General features: G+C 53.1%; 14 protein-coding genes. 8 read left to right on the forward strand and 6 right to left on the reverse strand.

The window, feature by feature from the left end; all coding sequences use genetic code 11:
• Positions 1–8 precede the first annotated feature (8 nt).
• From JRF57_05660 to JRF57_05675, 4 genes are all read left to right on the forward strand, one after another.
• Positions 9–3,071: a CoA activase gene (locus JRF57_05660; protein ID MBW2303183.1), complete on the forward strand. Its 3,063-nt coding sequence runs from the start codon at positions 9–11 to the stop codon at positions 3,069–3,071.
• A 7-nt stretch (positions 3,072–3,078) separates the two neighbouring features.
• A complete protein-coding gene (locus JRF57_05665) occupies positions 3,079–4,443 on the forward strand; it encodes a CoA activase (GenBank protein MBW2303184.1) in 1,365 nt (454 codons plus the stop codon).
• On the forward strand, positions 4,440–5,945 hold the full coding sequence (locus JRF57_05670; GenBank protein ID MBW2303185.1) for an Rne/Rng family ribonuclease: 1,506 nt from the start codon (positions 4,440–4,442) through the stop codon (positions 5,943–5,945). Before JRF57_05665 ends, JRF57_05670 begins: the two co-directional genes overlap by 4 nt.
• Before the next feature lie 279 nt (positions 5,946–6,224).
• On the forward strand, positions 6,225–8,063 hold the full coding sequence (locus JRF57_05675; GenBank protein MBW2303186.1) for a M48 family metalloprotease: 1,839 nt from the start codon (positions 6,225–6,227) through the stop codon (positions 8,061–8,063).
• A 648-nt stretch (positions 8,064–8,711) separates the two neighbouring features.
• Here JRF57_05675 and JRF57_05680 read toward each other — a convergent pair.
• The gene (locus JRF57_05680; GenBank protein ID MBW2303187.1) at positions 8,712–8,972 is read right to left on the reverse strand and encodes a hypothetical protein; all 261 of its coding nucleotides are present in this window, start codon (positions 8,970–8,972) and stop codon (positions 8,712–8,714) included.
• Between the two features lie 26 nt (positions 8,973–8,998).
• On the opposite strand from JRF57_05680, the gene JRF57_05685 reads away from it, so the two are divergent.
• Together JRF57_05685 and JRF57_05690 are read left to right on the forward strand one after the other, a co-directional pair.
• Complete coding sequence (locus JRF57_05685) at positions 8,999–9,373, forward strand: tellurite resistance TerB family protein (GenBank protein MBW2303188.1); 375 nt, start codon at positions 8,999–9,001, stop codon at positions 9,371–9,373.
• A gap of 66 nt (positions 9,374–9,439) precedes the next feature.
• Positions 9,440–10,429 (forward strand): TIGR00266 family protein, encoded by a 990-nt coding sequence (locus JRF57_05690; protein ID MBW2303189.1) that lies wholly within the window; start codon positions 9,440–9,442, stop codon positions 10,427–10,429.
• 198 nt (positions 10,430–10,627) lie between these two features.
• Here JRF57_05690 and JRF57_05695 read toward each other — a convergent pair whose 3' ends face one another.
• From JRF57_05695 to JRF57_05715, 5 genes are all read right to left on the reverse strand, one after another.
• Complete coding sequence (locus JRF57_05695; protein ID MBW2303190.1) at positions 10,628–11,038, reverse strand: Hsp20/alpha crystallin family protein; 411 nt, start codon at positions 11,036–11,038, stop codon at positions 10,628–10,630.
• Positions 11,039–11,079: 41 nt separating this feature from the next.
• A complete protein-coding gene (locus tag JRF57_05700; protein ID MBW2303191.1) occupies positions 11,080–11,538 on the reverse strand; it encodes an Hsp20/alpha crystallin family protein in 459 nt (152 codons plus the stop codon).
• A 272-nt stretch (positions 11,539–11,810) separates the two neighbouring features.
• Complete coding sequence (gene rfbB, locus JRF57_05705) at positions 11,811–12,845, reverse strand: dTDP-glucose 4,6-dehydratase (protein MBW2303192.1); 1,035 nt, start codon at positions 12,843–12,845, stop codon at positions 11,811–11,813.
• A 442-nt stretch (positions 12,846–13,287) separates the two neighbouring features.
• Positions 13,288–15,054, reverse strand: coding sequence for a 50S ribosome-binding GTPase (locus JRF57_05710; GenBank protein ID MBW2303193.1), 1,767 nt, complete (start codon positions 15,052–15,054; stop codon positions 13,288–13,290).
• A gap of 15 nt (positions 15,055–15,069) precedes the next feature.
• Positions 15,070–16,806 (reverse strand): GTPase domain-containing protein, encoded by a 1,737-nt coding sequence (locus JRF57_05715; protein ID MBW2303194.1) that lies wholly within the window; start codon positions 16,804–16,806, stop codon positions 15,070–15,072.
• Between the two features lie 322 nt (positions 16,807–17,128).
• On the opposite strand from JRF57_05715, the gene JRF57_05720 reads away from it, so the two are divergent.
• Entirely contained in the window at positions 17,129–17,782 is a 654-nt protein-coding gene (locus JRF57_05720; protein MBW2303195.1) for a DUF47 family protein, read from the forward strand.
• The gene (locus JRF57_05725; protein MBW2303196.1) at positions 17,782–18,726 is read left to right on the forward strand and encodes an anion permease; all 945 of its coding nucleotides are present in this window, start codon (positions 17,782–17,784) and stop codon (positions 18,724–18,726) included. The genes JRF57_05720 and JRF57_05725 overlap by 1 nt, the downstream gene beginning before the upstream one ends.
• The last annotated feature ends 48 nt before the right edge of the window (positions 18,727–18,774 follow it).

Here is an 18,774-nt window from a genome sequence, read left to right on the forward strand (position 1 = left end):
AAGCGGCCATGGAGAAGGAAGCAGAAGGAAAAGAGAGTTTTTATGTGGGCATCGATGCGGGTTCCGTCAGCCTTAATTGTATCGTGATCAATCAGAACAGGGATATCGTTTTCGAAGCTCCTTACAAGAGACACCTTGGAAAGGTGGAAGAAGAAGTTCAGCAGCTTATCGGGGAGTTGTACGGAAGATTCGGGAAGGAGAACATCAAGGCCTTTGCTTTTACGGGAAACCACGGGCAGAATATATGCGAAAAAATCGGGGCCTTTTACGAATTCGAGACGATTTGCCAGGTCTTGGGCGCTTTATACGTGTCTCCGGACGTTCGAACAGTAATCAGTATGGGAGGACAGGACACAGCCCTTTTTCAGATCACCCACCAGGATGGTCAATGGGAACTGGAATACTTCGCCACCAACGGCCCTTGTGCATCGGGGACCGGATCCTTCATAGACCAGCAGGCCCAGCGCTTGGCAACCTCCATCTATGAAAAAGAAATCCACGTGGATCAGGAGCAGATCGACAACATACTGGCAGATTTCATTCAGCTGGGACTCAAGAGCGAAAGGCCTGCCAATGTGGCTTGCCGCTGCACGGTTTTTACAAAGTCCGATATGATTCACCTCCAGAATAAGGGAGAAAGGCTGGAGGACATCATTTACGGCCTTCACGTGGGTAATGCCCGTAACTACATGAGTACTATCGTATCAAACCGCCACCTGGAAGAACCCATTCTCTTCATCGGAGGCCTTTCCATTAATGCGCTCCAGGTTAAGGCCTTCAAGGCCTACTTCCCTGACCTGGTCGTCCCCCGTTTTAATACCTCCATCGGGGCCCTCGGCGTGGCTCTCCATGCCCTGGAATCAGGCATTGAAAACCGCCCTAACACGGCGAAAGGGCTGGAGTTCGATACTGCCGGCCCGAACCTACCCATCGCCCCCAGGCTGGAACTCCGAAAGACCTCCTTTCCCGAAGACAATCTTATCAAGCGAAGGCCCCTGGTCCGCAAGACCCCCGTCTATCTGGGGATCGATATCGGATCCACGACCACGAAGTATGCATTGATTGACGGGCATCGAGAGATTATCCACAAAAGCTACGTCCATACCATGGGAAAACCCATTGAAGTGACACAGAAACTCCTCCGGATCATTCGAGATGATTTGGGCGGCAAGATCGATATAAAGGGAGTGGCGACCACCGGATCGGGGAGAAATGTTGTAGGTGATTTCCTGAATGCCGACCTGATAATCGACGAGATAACGGCCCATGCCCGCGGAGCGGTGGAAATCGATTCCACCATTGACACCATTTTCGAGATCGGGGGGCAGGATTCGAAGTACATATACATCGCCAATGCCTATCCTCTGGACTTCGATATGAACAAGGTCTGCGCAGCAGGTACGGGGAGCTTCCTTCATGAGCTGGCCAATAAGTATGGAATCAATATCGTGGAGGAGTTCCAGGAGATTGCTCTTTCATCCGATCGTCCCATCAAATTGGCCGAGCGCTGCACCGTATTCATGGAATCAGACCTCGTGTCATATCACCAGAAAGGAGTACCTACCAAGGATCTCATCGCCGGTCTTTGTTACGCCATCGTCCACAACTATCTCAACCGGGTGGTTGGCAAGAGAAAGATCGGCCGCAGGGTCATGTTTCTGGGGGGGCCTTCTTTAAACAAGGGCGTGGTAGCGGCCTTTGAAGAAGTCCTGGGTAGGGGTCTCGTGGTACCGAAACACAGGGAAGTGCTCGGAGCTTTCGGTGCCGCCATAAGTGTTGAGGAGAAGATGGCCCTTGAACCGGAAAGAAGAATGTCGTTTCGGGGACTCCGCAGTGCCATCGAGGACAGGATGGAATTCAAGGAAAAGATATGCCGTGCAGATCCCAACTGTCATAACCAGTGCAAGCTCAAGATCTACGACTTCGACGGGCGCAAGAGTATCTGGGGTGGAGAGTGCGGCCGCTATGAAGTGACCCGTGGTACGGGCCGAAGCGAGGAAAACTTGTTCGAGCTACGGGAGAAAATCTGGCAGAATTATATGCTCGGCCTGTACGAAGAGATCGGAGAAACTCCCATGATGGAGGTGGAGGGCCGTCCGACGATCGGTATGCAGAGGGCCCTTTACTTTCTTCAGACGGGTGTCCTGTGGGCCCACTTTTTCGACCGCCTGGGATTCAGGCTTGTTGTCACTCCACCCACCAATACCCGGATCTCCAGTGCGGGAATAGAGGCCATGACCGCGGAGACCTGTTACCCCGTGAAGGTATCCCACGGACACGTGAAGGAATTGGCGGGAAAAACTGCTTTCCTGTTCTTGCCTTCTATCATCAATATGTCGACACCCAGGGAGGAAGAGACCGGATATTTCTGCCCCATGGTTCAGGCGAATCAATACATGGTGCGGGAGGCCCTTGGGTTGGACAGGGGCCGCCTCCTGAAGCCGATTGTCCACTTGAAATACGATGTTTCCACCCTGGCGATTGAATTGAGCCGGCAGATTTCCCGGAAGCTGGGGCGCAGCCGAGCGCAGATAAGGCAGGCCCTGGAATATGCCATCGACAGGCAAGAGCGTTTTGAAAGGGAATTGTATCTCAAGGGCCGGGAGATCCTTGAAGCCCAAGATCCTGAAAGGCCCCTTGTAGTTGTGACCGGAAGGCCCTACAATCTATATGATGAGAAGTTGAATTTAAGGCTCGGCAGGAACTTGAGTAAGATCGGTGTCGCCACCGTTCCCATGGACTTCATTGATGTTTCGGAAGTTGATATGTCAGACTTCCCTTCCATGTATTGGGGACTCGGGGCCAAGATTCTCAGGACCGCGAAATTTATCGAGCGGCAGCCTAACTACTTCGGCCTTCATTTGACCAACTTCGGCTGCGGAGCGGATTCCTTCATCGAGCACTTCTATAAACATGTTATGGGAGACAAACCTTACTTGATCCTCGAGTTGGACGAACACAGCGCGGTCGCCGGAGTCATGACCCGTCTCGAGGCCTTCAGGAATGTTATCGAGAACACTATGCAGAAATTGAAATCAGAACTTTTCAAGGATCTGAACCTATCCAATTGAGGAAAAAATGGAAGCAGAAAATCGTCCCACCTTTTGGTCCCTCTCCGAGAATGTAGGCCGGTTTGATCCGCGGAACAAGACTTTTCTCATCCCACAGATGAATAGGATCGGAGCGCATCTGCTGGCGGGAACCTTCAGGAGTTTCGGAATCAACGCCCTCGTCATGGATACTTACAGAGGCCTTGAGCTCGGTAAGGAGTTTACCTCCGGTAAGGAATGTTTCCCTTGCCAGGTAACGATGGGAGACATCCTTTATTTCATGCAGAAGGAGAAGGAAAGGCTGGGAGACGCGTTTGATCCGGAGAGGTACATCTACTTCATGCCGGAGGCAAGCGGCCCTTGTCGGTTCGGGATGTACAACAAGTACCAGCGCATTGTTTTGGATTCCTTTCCCGAACTGAGAAACCTCAAGATCGGATCCCTCACTACGGATAATGCCTATTCCTTGGAAGGAATGTTCGACAAGAAAACGGCCCTCGATTTCAGAAAGGTCGCATACTTCTCCGTGGTGGTGGGGGATATCCTGGACAGGCTGCTTTGGAGAATTCGCCCTTACGAAAGGGAGAAAGGCAGCGCCGATGCCTTCATCGAGCGGTCCATGAAAAGGATGACCGGAACATTCGAGACTTATGGAGCACGCAAGGATTTCGAACACATCTCGGATGAACTTGAGGACATATTACGGGAGGCGGAAACTCTGATTGATCCGGGTAAGCCGAGGAAGCCCAGGATCGGAATAGTGGGGGAAATCTACCTGAGGACCCATACACCTTCAAACCAGGATGTCATTCGGGTGTTAGAAAGATACGGGGCCGAGGTGGTGAACGCCTCCATCGCGGAGTGGGTGAATTACGCGACATACGATAGGCGGAGGGATGCCGAGATCGCCCTGTCCCTTGAGTTGAAGCAATTGAGATTCAAAAGGGTATGGCATCACCTCCGGAACTTGCTCAATTACAGCTTGAACCTCTACTATCAGCAGAGTCGACAGGAGAGGCTGTATGAAAGGGCCCGTAAGATCATAGATCTCCCGGTTGATCACCGGGTGGGGCACCTGGAAGAAATCCTGCTTGAAGATGATTTGTTCTCCTTTGATGTGGGGACGGAGGCCTGTCTCAGCATCGCAGGCATTATTCAATACGCAAGGGAAGGTTATAACGGTATCGTCAATGTTTATCCTTTCACATGTATGCCCAGTACCATCACCTCCTCGGTCATCAAGCCCATTATGAGCCGCATGAAAATTCCCTACCTGGACACGCCTTATGACGGAACCTTCCAGCCGGGAAGGGAGGCCGCTTTAAGAACGTTCATGTATCAGGCCACTCAACATTTTCAACGTCAAGGCGGGAAGGGACTGGATAAAAAATGAGCACCAAGATGCTGATCAACGCGGTGGAGCCTGAGGAATACCGGATCGCCTTCATCAAGGACGGTATGCTTGACGGCTATCATATCGAAACCTCCATATCAGAGCAGAAAGTGGGGAACATTTACAAGGCCGTGGTGGAACACGTGGAACCGCGGCTTCAGGCCTGTTTCGTAAACTATGGGGCCGACAGGAACGGTTTTCTCCCGGCGGACGAAATCCATCCGGAGTACTACCAGTTGAAAGGCCCCCTCCCAAAGGACCAGGGCATTCCACCGATCGAAAAAATTCTAAAGAAAGACCAGGAACTTCTGGTCCAGATTACCAAGGAAATGCCGGGGAAAAAGGGGGCCCATCTCACTACATACATATCCCTTGCAGGCCGATACCTTGTTCTCACGCCGGGTCGGACGGTCAATGGAATATCCCGGAAGATCGAGGATGAAAGGGAGCGACAGCGGCTGAAGGATATTATGAGCCGACTGAAACTCCCTGAAGAGATCGGATACATTGTCAGGACTGCGGCGGCCGGTCAGCGAAAGAGGGAGATATCAAAGGACCTGAACCGCTTGCTGAGGATCTGGAAGAATATGAAGGGAAGGGTGAAGAAGGCTCCTCCCTTGTCTTTGATCCACAAGGAGCAGGACCTGTATCTCAGAACCCTCCGGGATTATTACACAAGCGACGTGGCTGAAATTATCGTCGATGACAAGGAGACCTTTACCCGAATCAAGGAGTACATGCGGATTGTTTCCCCACGGGATCAACGGAAGGTGAAGCTTTATAAAGAAAAGATCCCGATTTTCGAAACTTATGGTATTGAAAGGCAGATCGAGAGCGTATACAGCAACACGGTACCCCTAAAATCGGGCGGCTCCCTTGTGATTGATACAACGGAGGCCCTGATCGCAATAGACGTTAACTCCGGGAGAGGGATGGCGGGCAAGGATGTGGAGGGAATGATCTTCAAGACCAACCTCGAGGCCGCCCGGGAGATCGCAAGGCAACTGAGACTAAGGGATATCGGCGGACTGGTGGTCATCGATTTCATCGATATGAAGGACCGGAAACATATCCGGGAAGTTGAAAAAGTCCTCAGAGAGGAATTGAAAAAGGACCGTGCGAAAACAGATACCTCCCATATATCGAAATTCGGATTGCTCGAGCTATCCAGACAGCGATTGAGACCCTCTCTGGAGTCGCGGAGTTATCAGGTCTGCCGATACTGCCAGGGCAGGGGAGTCGTCATTTCAGTCGAATCTGCGTCGGTCTCTATTCTCCGGAGGATATGGATGCAGGCCTCAAAGGAAGGCGTGACCCAGGTGAAGGGCACCGTTTGTCCGGAGGTGGCCGATTACTTGCAGAATCGAAAAAGAAAAGATCTTCTGGAAATCGAGAAGAGGTTTGGAGTGAGCATTATCATCAAAGGGGATCCATCCCTTGCACCGGGAAACGGATCGATCGAGTTCTGCAGCGAAAAAGAGGACGCAAAAAAGGAAAATTGATTTCCGGAACGGATCCTCTTGTCTTTCCGACTACCGGTATTTCCGGTTATCACATAATTCTCTTTCCCATTGTCTCCTGCCCCTTCATGCGCCTCCCGCTGTCACGAAGGCGTCCAGAGGGGTCCATAGTCCGGACGGTGCCCTTCTCTCCCGTAGCATAGCCCCTGTGACGGGGAAGCCCCGGCCCTTTCCTCACCGAGTCCGACAAGGGCTTTTCTTGGGGAAAGGCAAAAGGGGAAGGACTGAAAGAGAGAGCTTAGATCAAGGTCATTTTTCCCTATGTTCAATAACATTATTTACTTTCTCGTTGTTCTTCTCGTTTTCAGTGTCAGTTATCCCCGGGATGCTCCGAGGGAGCCCGCACTCTATTTTTTTGTCATGATCGTGGGAACCTGGGCGGTTTTCTCAGGATATTGCCGATTGAGCTTCAGGAGGCTTCTTGATCGATATCAACGTGGGGAAGAAACTGCTCCCGGCCTTGCAGGGACGTACCAAAGACTGATGCTCCGCCTTTCTCTCCTGGCCATCTTCCTTTTTGTCCTCGATGTCTATTTGCTGGATTTGAAAGCCTGGATCCGACTGATTCCCGGGACGAAGCGCTTCAGCGTGCTCCAGGGAATCCTGGCTTTGTCCCTTTTTCTTTTCTATCAGTGCACCATATGGCATCAAGGTTGGAAGGCCTATTGCAGGGCCTTTGAAGTTCGGATCTCCAGGGCCTCTTTCATTGGATCAAACCTCAGATTCAACGTCCCGATCCTTTTCCCATGGTTCATCCTGACCCTGGTCCTTGACCTGCTCGCCTTTACTCCTCTATCACGTCCCGACTCCTTCCTGAACAGGACCGAAGGGCAGATTGTTTTTTTTGCCGTATTCCTTGTCGTTTTCGTGATATTTCTCCCTCCTGTTGTTCGCTACTGGTGGGGCTGCCGGCCGTTTGAGCCGTCTGAAAAGGTCCGCCAGCTCAAGGATTTCCTGAGGGAGAAAGGTTTCAAGTATCGTGATCTTTTGAACTGGCCCATTTTTGAGGGCCGCATGCTGACGGCGGGTATCATGGGCATTTTGCCGAGATTCCGATATATTTTCATAACGGACGCCCTGATGGAGGTGCTTTCCACTCAGGAACTCAAGGCGGTGACTGCCCATGAGATGGGACATGCCAGGTACAGGCATCTGCTTTTCTATGGTCTGTTCTTTCTTGTTTACATGGTGCTCGCCTTCGGATTGATGGACCTGACAGGTGCAATATTGAGCTTCCTGCCCCTCTTTGGAAAGGACTCAGCAGGAGAGACGGATATTCTTTCCCTTTACCTTGCCCTGTCATCCCTCCCTCTCCTCCTATCTCTTCTCCTATATTTTCGATTTGTGATGGGTTTTTTCATGCGGCACTTCGAGCGGCAGGCGGACCTTTACTCGGCAGTCGTCATGGGGGGGCCGTTTGAGACGATCCGATCCCTTGAAAAGATCGCTCTTTTGAGCGGCAAAACCAGGGATCTGCCCAGTTGGCATCATTTCAGCATCGCCCGGAGGGTTGAAATCCTTTGGCGTTTTTTCAAGGATCCAGGGATCGCAAGACGTCACAATCGATTCGTGGCCCTTTCCCTGGCATTCTTTTTCGTAGCGGCGATAGGGCTCGGATATCTCTTAAATTCCGGAGCGGCAAAAAAATACGTTACTGTCCATCTTCTGGAAAAACGGGTGTGGGATCGGATTCAGAAAGACCCGAATGACCCCCTGCCCTACCAATTGCTGGCCGGACTTTATCTTGATAGGGGCCTGATTAAGAGGTCAAAGGACATGTACGAGAGAGCACTCACCCTTGATCCGGACAATCCCCTCGTTCTAAATAACCTCGCCTGGATACTCGCTACGGCAAAGGAGGCGGAGCTGCGGGATGAAAAGAGGGCCCTTTTGCTGGCAAAACAGGCGGTGGCCAGGGAGCGGTCCGCCGTTTTTCTCGACACCCTTGCAGAAGCATATTACGTAAACGGTTTTACCCGTGAGGCAGTTTCAACCATTCGTGAGGCCCTTACCCTGGCCTCGGAGAACAAGGCATACTACAGGAAGCAGTTGAAGAGATTTCTTTCCGGACCTGCAAGCAGATTCGATCCAAAAAAATAGCTCCCCGCTTCAATCAGAGGGTATCTCGGTTGGAATCCCGTTGGGACTCTCCCCGCCATTCCTCCCCGAAGCTTGGCTTCGGGGAGGAATGGCGAAAGCGAATGAAAAAGGGCTGGAACATACGTTCCAGAACATTGGGATTCGCCGGATCCCCATGAGATTACCGATGCGTTTTCCCTTGACATCATCTGTATGATGCCGGAAATTATTCTGGGCTTCTCATATGGGGCCTTATTCCTGTAATTCCTGATCGGAAAGGGGAACGGAACTTTATCGGAGACACTCTCTTAATGTCCCATTCTGGGAATGGGAGAACCTTGGGCCTTCAAGCGAAGGCTTGAGTTAGATCGTTTTTATAATAGGGTTCAAGTGGCCGAGTGATTGTTGTCCGCCTTCGCAGAAGACCAAGGGCTTGGCCGTGGATGAATGTGCAAACAATTGTTGTGCTACGGCGTGATGCTAAGGCGGATAACCACGGGTGTTTATCCGTGGGGCTCCATAGACCTTAATAGCTGGCCTCTATGCATTTCCACTTGACCCCTCGGACCCTCGACCCCTTGGCCCCTAAAGCTATCGGCTTCAGTCGATAGTAGTTTACTCCATGAATGAAAAGAAAGGAGTGGGATCATGTTGAATCCTGAAAAGATTCTAGGTGGACTGCTCCGGGGCGCCCCGCGGGGGAGCAGTATTCTTGGAAAAGCGGGAGTCGGAAGCATAGGACTTGGACTTCTTGGAATCGCAATGGAGGCGGCCGAGCATTATCTGAACAAGCCGCAAGGTCCCCGAGATGCCGGGATGCCCCCGCCCCCGCCTGGCGGGGCCGCCCCCCTGTGCCTCCCCAGGTACAAGGGCAGGAAATCTCCTCTCCTTCTCCTGCTCCGGCAACCCCCCCTGGACCTGCCGCCGCACCTCCACCCCTCCCAGGAGGGGGCTCTATGCCCGAGACCTCCCGGGAAACCGGGGACGCGGTGCTCCTCATTCGTTCCATGATTGCGGCGGCCAATGCGGACGGGATGATCGATGAAGAGGAACGCGGGCGCATCCTGGAAAAGTTGAAGACCATAGATCTTTCACCCGAGGAGCATGCTTTCATCGTCAGAGAGCTTCTTTCTCCCTGCGATCTGGATACCATCGTCCATGGAGTAAAATCACCCGAAATGGCCAAGCAGGTCTATGCGGTCTCTTTGATGGCCATCGAGGTGGATACTGATGCAGAGCGGGACTATATCCGCGAGCTGGGGCAACGGCTCGGATTGGATGAGGCTGCCAGGGCTGAGATCCATCGGGAACTGGGAGTGGCCCCGGTATGATACGAACTCTCTTTTTTTGACCTGGTTCAATGTTTATGTTTTCTCTTGACCGAGGAGGTGAAATCCATGTCTCAATGGTATTTGAGTTATGATGGGAAGCAGATTGGTCCTATGGATCACGCCCAGGCCGTAGCCCAGGCCAGAAGCAACCCCAACGGTTTTGCCTGGAGGCAGGGATTCGGCAACTGGATGCCCATTTCCCAGGTCCCGGAACTGAGTGCCGCCGGAGCCCCATCGCCACCGCCCCCTGCCGCCGCAAGAGGGGCTGACGTGATCGATTATCAGATAATGGGTGCCGAAATGCAGTTTGTGGAGGTGGAACTGGATCCAGGGGAGAGTGCGGTGGCGGAGGCCGGCGCCATGATGTACAAGGACGCCCCTGTAGAGATGCAGACCATATTCGGTGACGGATCTACCTCGGGAGAAGGCGGCGGGTTCCTGGACAAACTCATAGGGGCGGGAAAGCGGTTGATCACCGGTGAGAGTCTCTTTATGACCGTTTTTACTCACACCGGGCAGGGGAAGGCCCACGTGGCCTTCGGGGCCCCCTATCCTGGGAATATCATCCCTGTGGCCTTGACCGATGTGGGAGGGACTCTGGTGTGCCAAAAGGACAGCTTCCTTTGTGCGGCCAAAGGAGTCTCCATCGGAATCTATTTCCAGAAGAAGATTCTTACGGGCCTTTTCGGGGGTGAGGGATTCATTATGCAAAAACTCGAAGGCGACGGGCTGGTTTTCCTTCATGCCGGGGGAACCGTAGTGGAGAGAACCCTGGGGGCCGGCGAAGTATTGCATGTGGATACCGGGTGCATAGTGGCCTTCCAGCCCAGCGTTGATTTCGATATCGTGCAGGCCGGTGGAATCAAGACCGCCCTTTTCGGTGGGGAAGGTTTTTTCTTCGCAACCCTCAGAGGTCCGGGCAGGATCTGGCTCCAGTCACTTCCTTTTTCCCGGCTTGCCGGAAGAATGCTGGAAGCGGCCCCACAAAAGGGTGGGAGTCAGGGCGAGGGATCGATACTCGGAGCCCTCGGGAACTTTATAGATGGAGACAACTAAGTTGCCGCCCGTCCAAGAGATGGAGCGGGTCTCCGTTGTAACTTTTCCATCCTGACTGACCCTAAGGACATAGGAACGGCCTCCCGGTCAAGGCGTCGTCGGCCCTTCCGGGAGGCCGCTTATTGAATACTTCACGACTTTTCCCGATCAATCGTGTGATTTTCTGTAGTTCCAAATCCCACGGGCCGCTCCCATCCATCATTCGCTTTTAACAGCGATCTTACGGGGAGTCGCGGCTTCAGCCTTGGGAAGCTTTAATCGCAAGACCCCGTCCTTCAACTCAGCCTCTATTTTCGACTGATCGATCACCTGTGAGAGGCTAAACTGCCGATGATATTTCCCGGTGCGATATTCCCTGATGACATCGACTTCGTTTTCCCCTTCAGGGGTCTTCACGTCTCCGTCAAGGGTCAGCACGTTTTCACGAAGATCAATGTTGAGATCCTCGGCCTTTACACCCGGCATATCGGCCAGTAAGGTGATTTCGTTATCCGTTTCAAAAATATCCACTGCGGGGGTGAAAACCAGGCCCGGCTTTGTTTGTTCGGCGGGTGTGGTCACTTCGGTTTTCTTTTTCGCCTGAAGGGCTTTGCTTTCGGTCTCTGCCATGTTGAATCCCTCCTTTCATTTATGAGATGAGGCGATGGGGATCATGACGTCTTGACGGGGATTGTTTTAGGTTTTGCTGTTTCAGCCTTCGGCAAGACGACCGTCAGGATACCGTTCGCGCAGCGCGCTTCAACCTTTTCCGTGTCCAGTTGGCCGGGCAGGGTGATGATCCGGCTGAATTTACCGGCCTCCCGTTCTCTTCGGTGGTAGGTGGCGTCTTCGGCCGGGATTTTCCTCTCACCCGAGATGGAGAGGGTTTCCCCGGTTACGGAGATATCCAGTTCATCGGCCTTGATACCGGGAAGTTCAGCCCGAACGTAATAGTTGTCCTTGTCCTCCGTCACGTTCATCAAGGGAAACACGCCGGCGATGGGTTCCCTGAAAAATCCTCTCGAAAGACTTTCAGTGAGCCATTCCATCCGCCTTCGCATCCGTTCGAGCTCATCGAATGGACTCGTAAAGTCCCAGGTCGGCCAATCTGTAAGTTTTCCGAACAGCATGATATATCCCTCCTTTCCTTGGCCTGGTCGGCCGTATGAATGAGACCCTACCAAGAAAAAGATTTATTCATTGTAGGTTCGACCCATTCCAGGGTCTGCTGCATGTTCCACCGATCGATGGATGTCTTTGCAAAAATGAATAATTCGCTTTTTCGGGATGTCAAGGGGGTGTCCCAGATTTTGGCTCGCAGGGGAGGGCGCCTTTCGGATTGGGGTATCCCGTTGTCCGAAAATGGTGTGAGGGTTGGGGGTGCCGCGCGGCCTGAATAGCTCTACCCTGTTACTTCCGTGATCCAGTCTATATGTTCCAGGTACCAATCCACCGTCTTTTTCAGACCATCTTCAAAGGAAACGGTTTGATTCCAGCCGAGTTTTTCCCGCAGTTTCCGGTCATCAATAGCATATCTCCTGTCATGGCTCGGGCGGTCCTTCACGAACCGGATCAGTTCCCGCCTCGACCTGCCGGAAAGCATTCCCAGTTTCTCGTCCATATAGTCGCAGATTTGATGGACGAGTTCCAGATTCCGCTTTTCACAGTGACCGCCGATGTTGAAATGCTCTCCGGGAGGAGCCTTTTCAAGGATAAGGAGAAGAGCCCTGCAATGGTCCTCAACGTAAAGCCAGTCTCTTATGTTCAGGCCGTCCCCGTAAACAGGGATTTCCTTGCCCGTTCTCGCGTTGTTGATGGCAAGGGGAATGAATTTTTCTGGGAATTGGAAAGGCCCGTAGTTGTTGGAACAGTTTGTTATAATGGCGGGCAGTCCATAAGTCTTGAAATAAGCCCTCACGAGATGATCTGAAGCCGCCTTGCTGGCGGAGTAAGGGCTGGATGGATCGTATGGGGTGTTTTCCGTAAAATAACCGGACTCCCCCAATGATCCGTAGACCTCATCTGTTGAAATGTGGAGGAATCGATATGGTTGAAGGTCTTCCTGACTTTCCAGAGGCCAGTATTTCCGGCAGGCTTCAAGGAGCACGAAGGTCCCGTAGATGTTCGTTTGGATGAAGGCGTCGGGGGAGGCGATGCTCCGATCCACGTGGGATTCCGCCGCGAAGTGAACCACCCAGGTGATTTGCTCTTCCGTGAAAAGGGCCTCCACCGTCTCTCTATCCGCGATGTCCCCCTTGACGAAGCGATAGCGATCAGGGTAGTTCCTTTCAACATCACGAAGGTTGGCGACATTGCCGGCATAGGTCAACTTATCCAGGTTGATTACATGGACGTCAGTGCGTTCATGCAATAGGTGCCTGATGAAATTGCACCCGATAAAACCGCAACCGCCGGTAACAAGGATATTCTTGGTCATTTTCAAAGGAGTCTCCGTGGCAGGCCTCAAAAAAAGGCCAAAATGCCTCTCTTAAGCAGTTTTCCCGCATGCCGTCGTGGCTTCCGGAGCGCAGCACAGGTTTCACATTCCCGTTCAGGGAGAAAGTATTAGCTTTACGGCCTGCCTGACCTGTTTTGACTTCATGGACGGGAAAAGTATATTCTTGACGATCCCTGACAGGCCCTTTTTCCCGGATACCTGATTATTCTATATTATGCAAAATTTTTGCCTAAAAGTTCCGGCCTGTGTCCTTAATATCCCATTCTGATAATGGGAGGAAATCTCTCGCCTTCCTTGACCTTGAACAAAATCGAACCCTTTTCAACGGTCTCAAACGTATGGGAAAATCCCTTCCCCAGGATAGGAGGTGTCGGAATAACCGGCTTCCGCCATGTCTTTGACGCCCCCTTTTCGCCTTGCCTCAGTTGCGCTCGCTACGTTTTTCAACAGCCTGTTGAGGGCTCCCTGGATTTTGGGGTTTCTCCAAAAGAGAGTCGAGAGCGGATTTTCTTTCCCTGACTTCTGTCACCAGATCCTTCATTCCCTCGAACAGATCCCTGACCTCGTCTCCCCACGCCTTGCGAAGGAAGATCTTGAACCGTTCCCTCAGTTCTTCTCCGTGACGGCGCAGTTTTACGGCATAACGGGTATAGATGCGGATGGAAAGCAGAAGGTTGAGAAGAGCATAGGTTGCCAGAGCGGCAAGCCCCTGGGAACTGAAAAGGTTTTGAATCAGTGTGATAAGGAGCCCTATGATGGAGGCAGGCCCTGGTTCTTTCAGGGCTTGGTGCCATGCGTTTCCGCCTACGGCGAAAAGAAGAAACAAGAACAGGATCAGACGGCAGACCCACTGGATGAACCAGAGAAGACGGAAAGAAGGAATGGGTGGATCGGAGGTCAAGGAATCGGCTTCCTGCGACAGGATTTCTTCCAGCTTCTCGGCTCGTATACTTGCCCGAACCGTGTCACTTTTCAGCCTTCCGTAAGGGGAAGGAAGGCCTTCTGCCATGAGGATGCGGTCCAGCCGCGCTTCGAGGCCTTCAAGGCGTTTCTTGAATGCAGCGGCGATTTCCTTTGGAAGGGAAGGTGATACCGGTTCGGACGAGAAGGAGCGGCCATTGGCAGGATTCGGTAGAAGGGCCCGTAAGGTCATGAATACCAGGAAACCTGGGCCCGACGGGAGATAGGAATCTTGCTTTTGCAGCAGGATTTGCGGAAAAAAGTTTTCGCGGACCTGTTTCTCAATAACAGTGTCCCCGGCCGCGATCCACCGGGGAAATTCTTTTTCGAGTTCTCCCTGGAGATCCTCCAGAATCTTTTGGAAGACTTCAAGATTTCGGGCCTCTTCTCGAAGCGGATCAAGGAAGGTGCGGATTTCCACGTCCAGGTTCGCGGCCTTGACGGCGCGGATGTGCTTCATATCCCTTTGGCGGAAAAGGTCTCTGCGGAATATCGGGAACTGGTTCCAGGTTGATGGATCCCTTTCAAGGACCTCCTCGGCGGAAAGAAGATAGATGAGGGGATCACTCACTCCGTGCAGGGTGAGGTATTGGCGAAAATTTTCGACGAGGCGGGCCATCCGGTCATAGCCCATTTCCAGGGACTCGTCCTTGAAGAGAAGATCTGCCTTGTTCAGCACGAAGACGAAATTGCCCGGGGATTTGACCGTTCCTGCAAGAACCTCGTAGAATCGCCCATCAGCATATTTTTCAGGCGAGGTGACCCAGACCAGGATATCCAGTTTTTCGAGAAACCTCGCCACATGGTCACGATGCTCGAACAGGATGCTGTCGAAATCCGGTAGATCGCAGAGGAGGACCTGGAGTATCGATCGGCTGTCATGGACGATCTCGCGCCATGGTAAACCTTCCAGATCAAGATCAGGCAATGGGGCTTCATTGTGCCTGTATATGAGAATACGGTCGGTATGGGGCCTCCGGTGGTCGGCGGAGGAGATGTTCTCACCGGCAAGGGCGTTCATGAGTGTGGATTTGCCAACCCCTGTTCCGCCGAGGAGTCCGACAGTCAGGAAGCCCCTTTCCACATCGGCGAGCTTCCCGGCGAGCTCATCCGCCTTTTTCAGGAGGTCATGCCTTTTTTCCGGGGGCAGGGTCAGGAATTCCCCTTGCTCCAGCATGGAGGTTGTCCTGTCAAGGGTTTCTTTGAGTTCTCGAATCGATCTTTCCATGAGGGTGAATAATCCTCAAGTCTGGTTTGCACCAAGTCGGGAGTGAAGGGTTTTCAACCTCTCCAGGGTTTCAGGAGGAGTTGACAGGGAGAAGAGGCAGTCCTCATAGCGCTGTTTCTGAAGCCTTAAGACGGATAAAAGCCCTTCCCGGTAACGGCGGGACAATTCCCCCGCCACTCGCTGGATTTCCTGGTAAGCGAAAAGCTCGATGGCCCCCTTGGTGACAAATGGGGCGAGCACGGAATCAAGGGTCGCATCAAGGAGAGTGAACCCTCCCCCGACGGCCGTTTCCAGGGAAAGGATCAGAATTCCCCACAGGATCGATGTCGAATAGATGCCCCATTTTTTCCCTTTGGGAATCTCCCGGGAGAGCTTGCGAAAGGTTTCCTCCAGCCAACCGTACAGTTCCTCCTGTTTTTTGAAGAGGTGCCTTTCCACGGCCTCCCTGTCAAGACCTATCTCCGGGCGGCGAGCCATTTCCCATAGGGGGCTGTTCCGCTCCGGAAACGGGATACTCTCCAGAACCCGTACATTGAAGGTATCCAGACTCCTCAGCACAGGTTCAAGATTCATCTTTTCACGGATTTCAGAAAGTTCCTCCTCACGGGACTTCCCGCGGGGAGGGGTGTAAAATCCAAGGATATGAAGGGGAACTTGCAGCAGATTCCTAACAAACCTCCTGGGCCCGGCCAGGATATCATAGCGGGCGAAGAGTCTCTTGATTTCTCTTTTCAGGTATTCCCTGCTCCTTTGGGAGAACCGCTCCTTCTCCTCTTCCAGAAGCTCCCGGGAAACCTCGGCAAGGAGGGAATCCACCCCGTCCAACCACCGGCCGGCCGCTTCCCTTTCCTCCTCGAGAATCTCGATCACACGACCGGTCCGGATCCTGAGATCTTTTGCGCGGTTCCTCCTGAGGGTGGCCCGAATCCTGGATTGGTTCTCCGGGGAGAGTTCCTTCAAAAGATGTTCCTTGAACCCCAGGAAACCGGGATCCTTGAGGATCTGCCCTTGAACCTCTTTCCCGGCAAAGGGAATCACTCCGATTCGGTTTTCCTCGATGGCGAGGTCCTGGTCCCGGAGGAATTCCTTCACCTCACGGGGCCCGAACGGCCTTCTAGCCTTGTTTGCCAGGACGAAACAGGGTTTTTGATCCAGAAATGTTTGCCTGAGAAAACGGAAGGGAATCTCGTCGGCATACTTCTCCTGGCTTGTCACGAAAACCACGATATCGGCCAGGAGGTAGATGTTTTGGGTTATCTTCCTGTTTTCGGGTTCCAGGCTGTCCACATCAGGAGTGTCGACCAGGACGGTGTGGCGTAAGTCTTCGTGGTCGTGGGTGAATACCTGGAGTTTGCCTGGAATTCCACGGGTAGGTTTCAGTGGGATGCCCTCCCTGGCGGGTCGGGCCTGGAGCATGTCTGGGAACGGGAATCCCTCTTCCATCCAGGAGTCCTGGTGGGCATAGGCCAGGGAACCGCGGGTCTTGGGCCTTTCGATTCCCGTAATGCTCAGCATTTTTCCGCAAAGGGCGTTGAAGAGGGTGGATTTGCCCGTACCGGTCCCTCCCAGGAACACCACCCAGATGCTGGGGGATTGATCCTTGTACATGAAGGTGCGGATTCTGCCGGGAAGATCTTGGGCCAGGGTATCGATTTCAAAGGCCCCGGGAGTCAGGCCGGGACAAATGAGAGGTTCCTCTCCCAGCAGGTCTCCAAAGGAGGGGACGGAATTGTCCGCTTGGCGCTTATTCATTACCGTTTCAGCCGAATTTCCAAGGGCTTCTATGCCGATTCGCGGCAGAAGGAGTATTCCCGGAAGAGACGGGCGAATAAGCACTATAAGCCAAAGACCGGTCCCTGTCAAACCGGGGAAAGGACCGGTTGGAGGAGGGAGTGGTGTTCGGCCTCACAAAGGGAATATTTGACACCTTTTCTTGATTGCTGGTAAAAGGAGTGAAATAGATGCTCCCTCGGGCCGGAGGCTTTACCTTGAACAAAATCGAACATTTTTCAAAGGTCGCGCAGGGGTTTGCCTTGAGCAACATATTGATGAATACTTTTCCTGGGGAAGGCGCATGTTTGGATTTCTTTTCCGAAAGCAAAGAATGGTGGAAGAACTCATCGGGAAATACCTGGATAATCTCAGGATGACCCAGGAGTATTTCACCGAGGCCCTGAATATCTGCCTGGAGGGGAGCTGTAAGGGGGATTTCGATTTCATGACCGAGCAGACCCACAAGCACGAATCCAGGGCGGACGATATCAGGGATGAAATCAAGGATCTGATGTATAGCAAAGCCCTGTTGCCCGAGTCCCGTGGAGATATCATGGGATTGCTGGAGGCCATGGACCTGATCCCAGGTATCTTCGAGCGACTCCTTTTCATGATAGGGACCGAGAAGATTGAGATCCCGGAATTCATCGTTACGGACGTAAAAGAACTCATTGAATACTCCCTGGCAAGTTTTGATCTCATGATCAAGCAAGTAGAGGCTCTTTTCAAGAGAGGCGGGGAGATCCGCTCCATGGTTTCGGTCATCGATCGCAACGAGAGCCATTGTGACCACATCGAAAGAAGGATCATAGCCGCTATCTTCTCTTCACCAACCCTTGACCCTTTCAGGAAGATCCTCCTCAAGGAACTCATTGTGACCATGGGAGATATTTCCGACCAGGCCGACCGGGTATCCAAGAGGGTCAACATCATCAGCATGAAGAGAATCGTGTAATGGTCCCTTTGCTCGGCGGCATCTTCCTCGGCTGGTCCCTGGGGGCGAATGACGCCTCCAACGTTTTCGGCGTGGCCGTATCCTCCCGCATGGTGAAGTTTTGGACCGCAGCCTTGCTGGGGGCCGGCTTTGTTCTGCTCGGTGCGCTCCTGGAGGGCGGGGCCGGGATCGAGACACTCAAAAACCTGACACCGATGGATCTCAACCAGGCGGTCGTATGTTCCGTGGGGGCTGCGGCTACGGTCAGCGTTATGACCCTGCTCGCCCTTCCTGTGTCCACCTCTCAGGCCGTGGTGGGAGCCATTGTGGGTATCGGTCTGCTGAACGGGAAGATCGACCTCGGGGGACTCGGGAAGGTCGTTCTCTGCTGGCTTGGGACACCGCTGGGAGGCCTGATTTTCGCCCTGCTGGTGTACAGGCTGCTTGGGACCCTTTACAACAGGCTCCCCTTGAATCTCTTTCAAGTGGACCGGCTTCTTCGTATCGGCCTGATCCTGGCAGGTTCCTACGGGGCCTACACCCTCGGGGCCAACAACGTTGCCAACGTAACCGCGGTTTTTGTGGGCGCCGGCATGCTGGATGTCACCTCAGCGGCCCTTATCGGGGGGTTGAGCATCGGTCTGGGAATCGTGACCTTCAGCCGCGGGGTGATGGAGACGGTCGGGAAAAAGCTGGTCCGGGTGGATGCATTTTCCGCCCTGGTCGTGGTCCTTGCCGAGGCGATCACTGTCCATGTGTACACCTTTTTGGGGGTGCCGGTATCCACATCCCAGGCAGTGATCGGGGCCGTCCTGGGAGTCGGAATGGTAAAAGGGATCCAGTCCGTGAGCGGTAAGACCCTCGGAGAGGTCCTTGCCGCTTGGTTTTTCACACCTGCCGTATCGGCCTTGATGGCCGTGGCCATTGATTTTGTTGTTCATCTGGAATATGTTCCCGGCAAGTGATTGAGAGGGAAAACATTTCGTCGCGTGTAATACCTGTGGCCCCATTGC

Source organism: Deltaproteobacteria bacterium (assembly GCA_019310525.1).
Taxonomy (GTDB): domain Bacteria; phylum Desulfobacterota; class DSM-4660; order Desulfatiglandales; family HGW-15; genus JAFDEE01.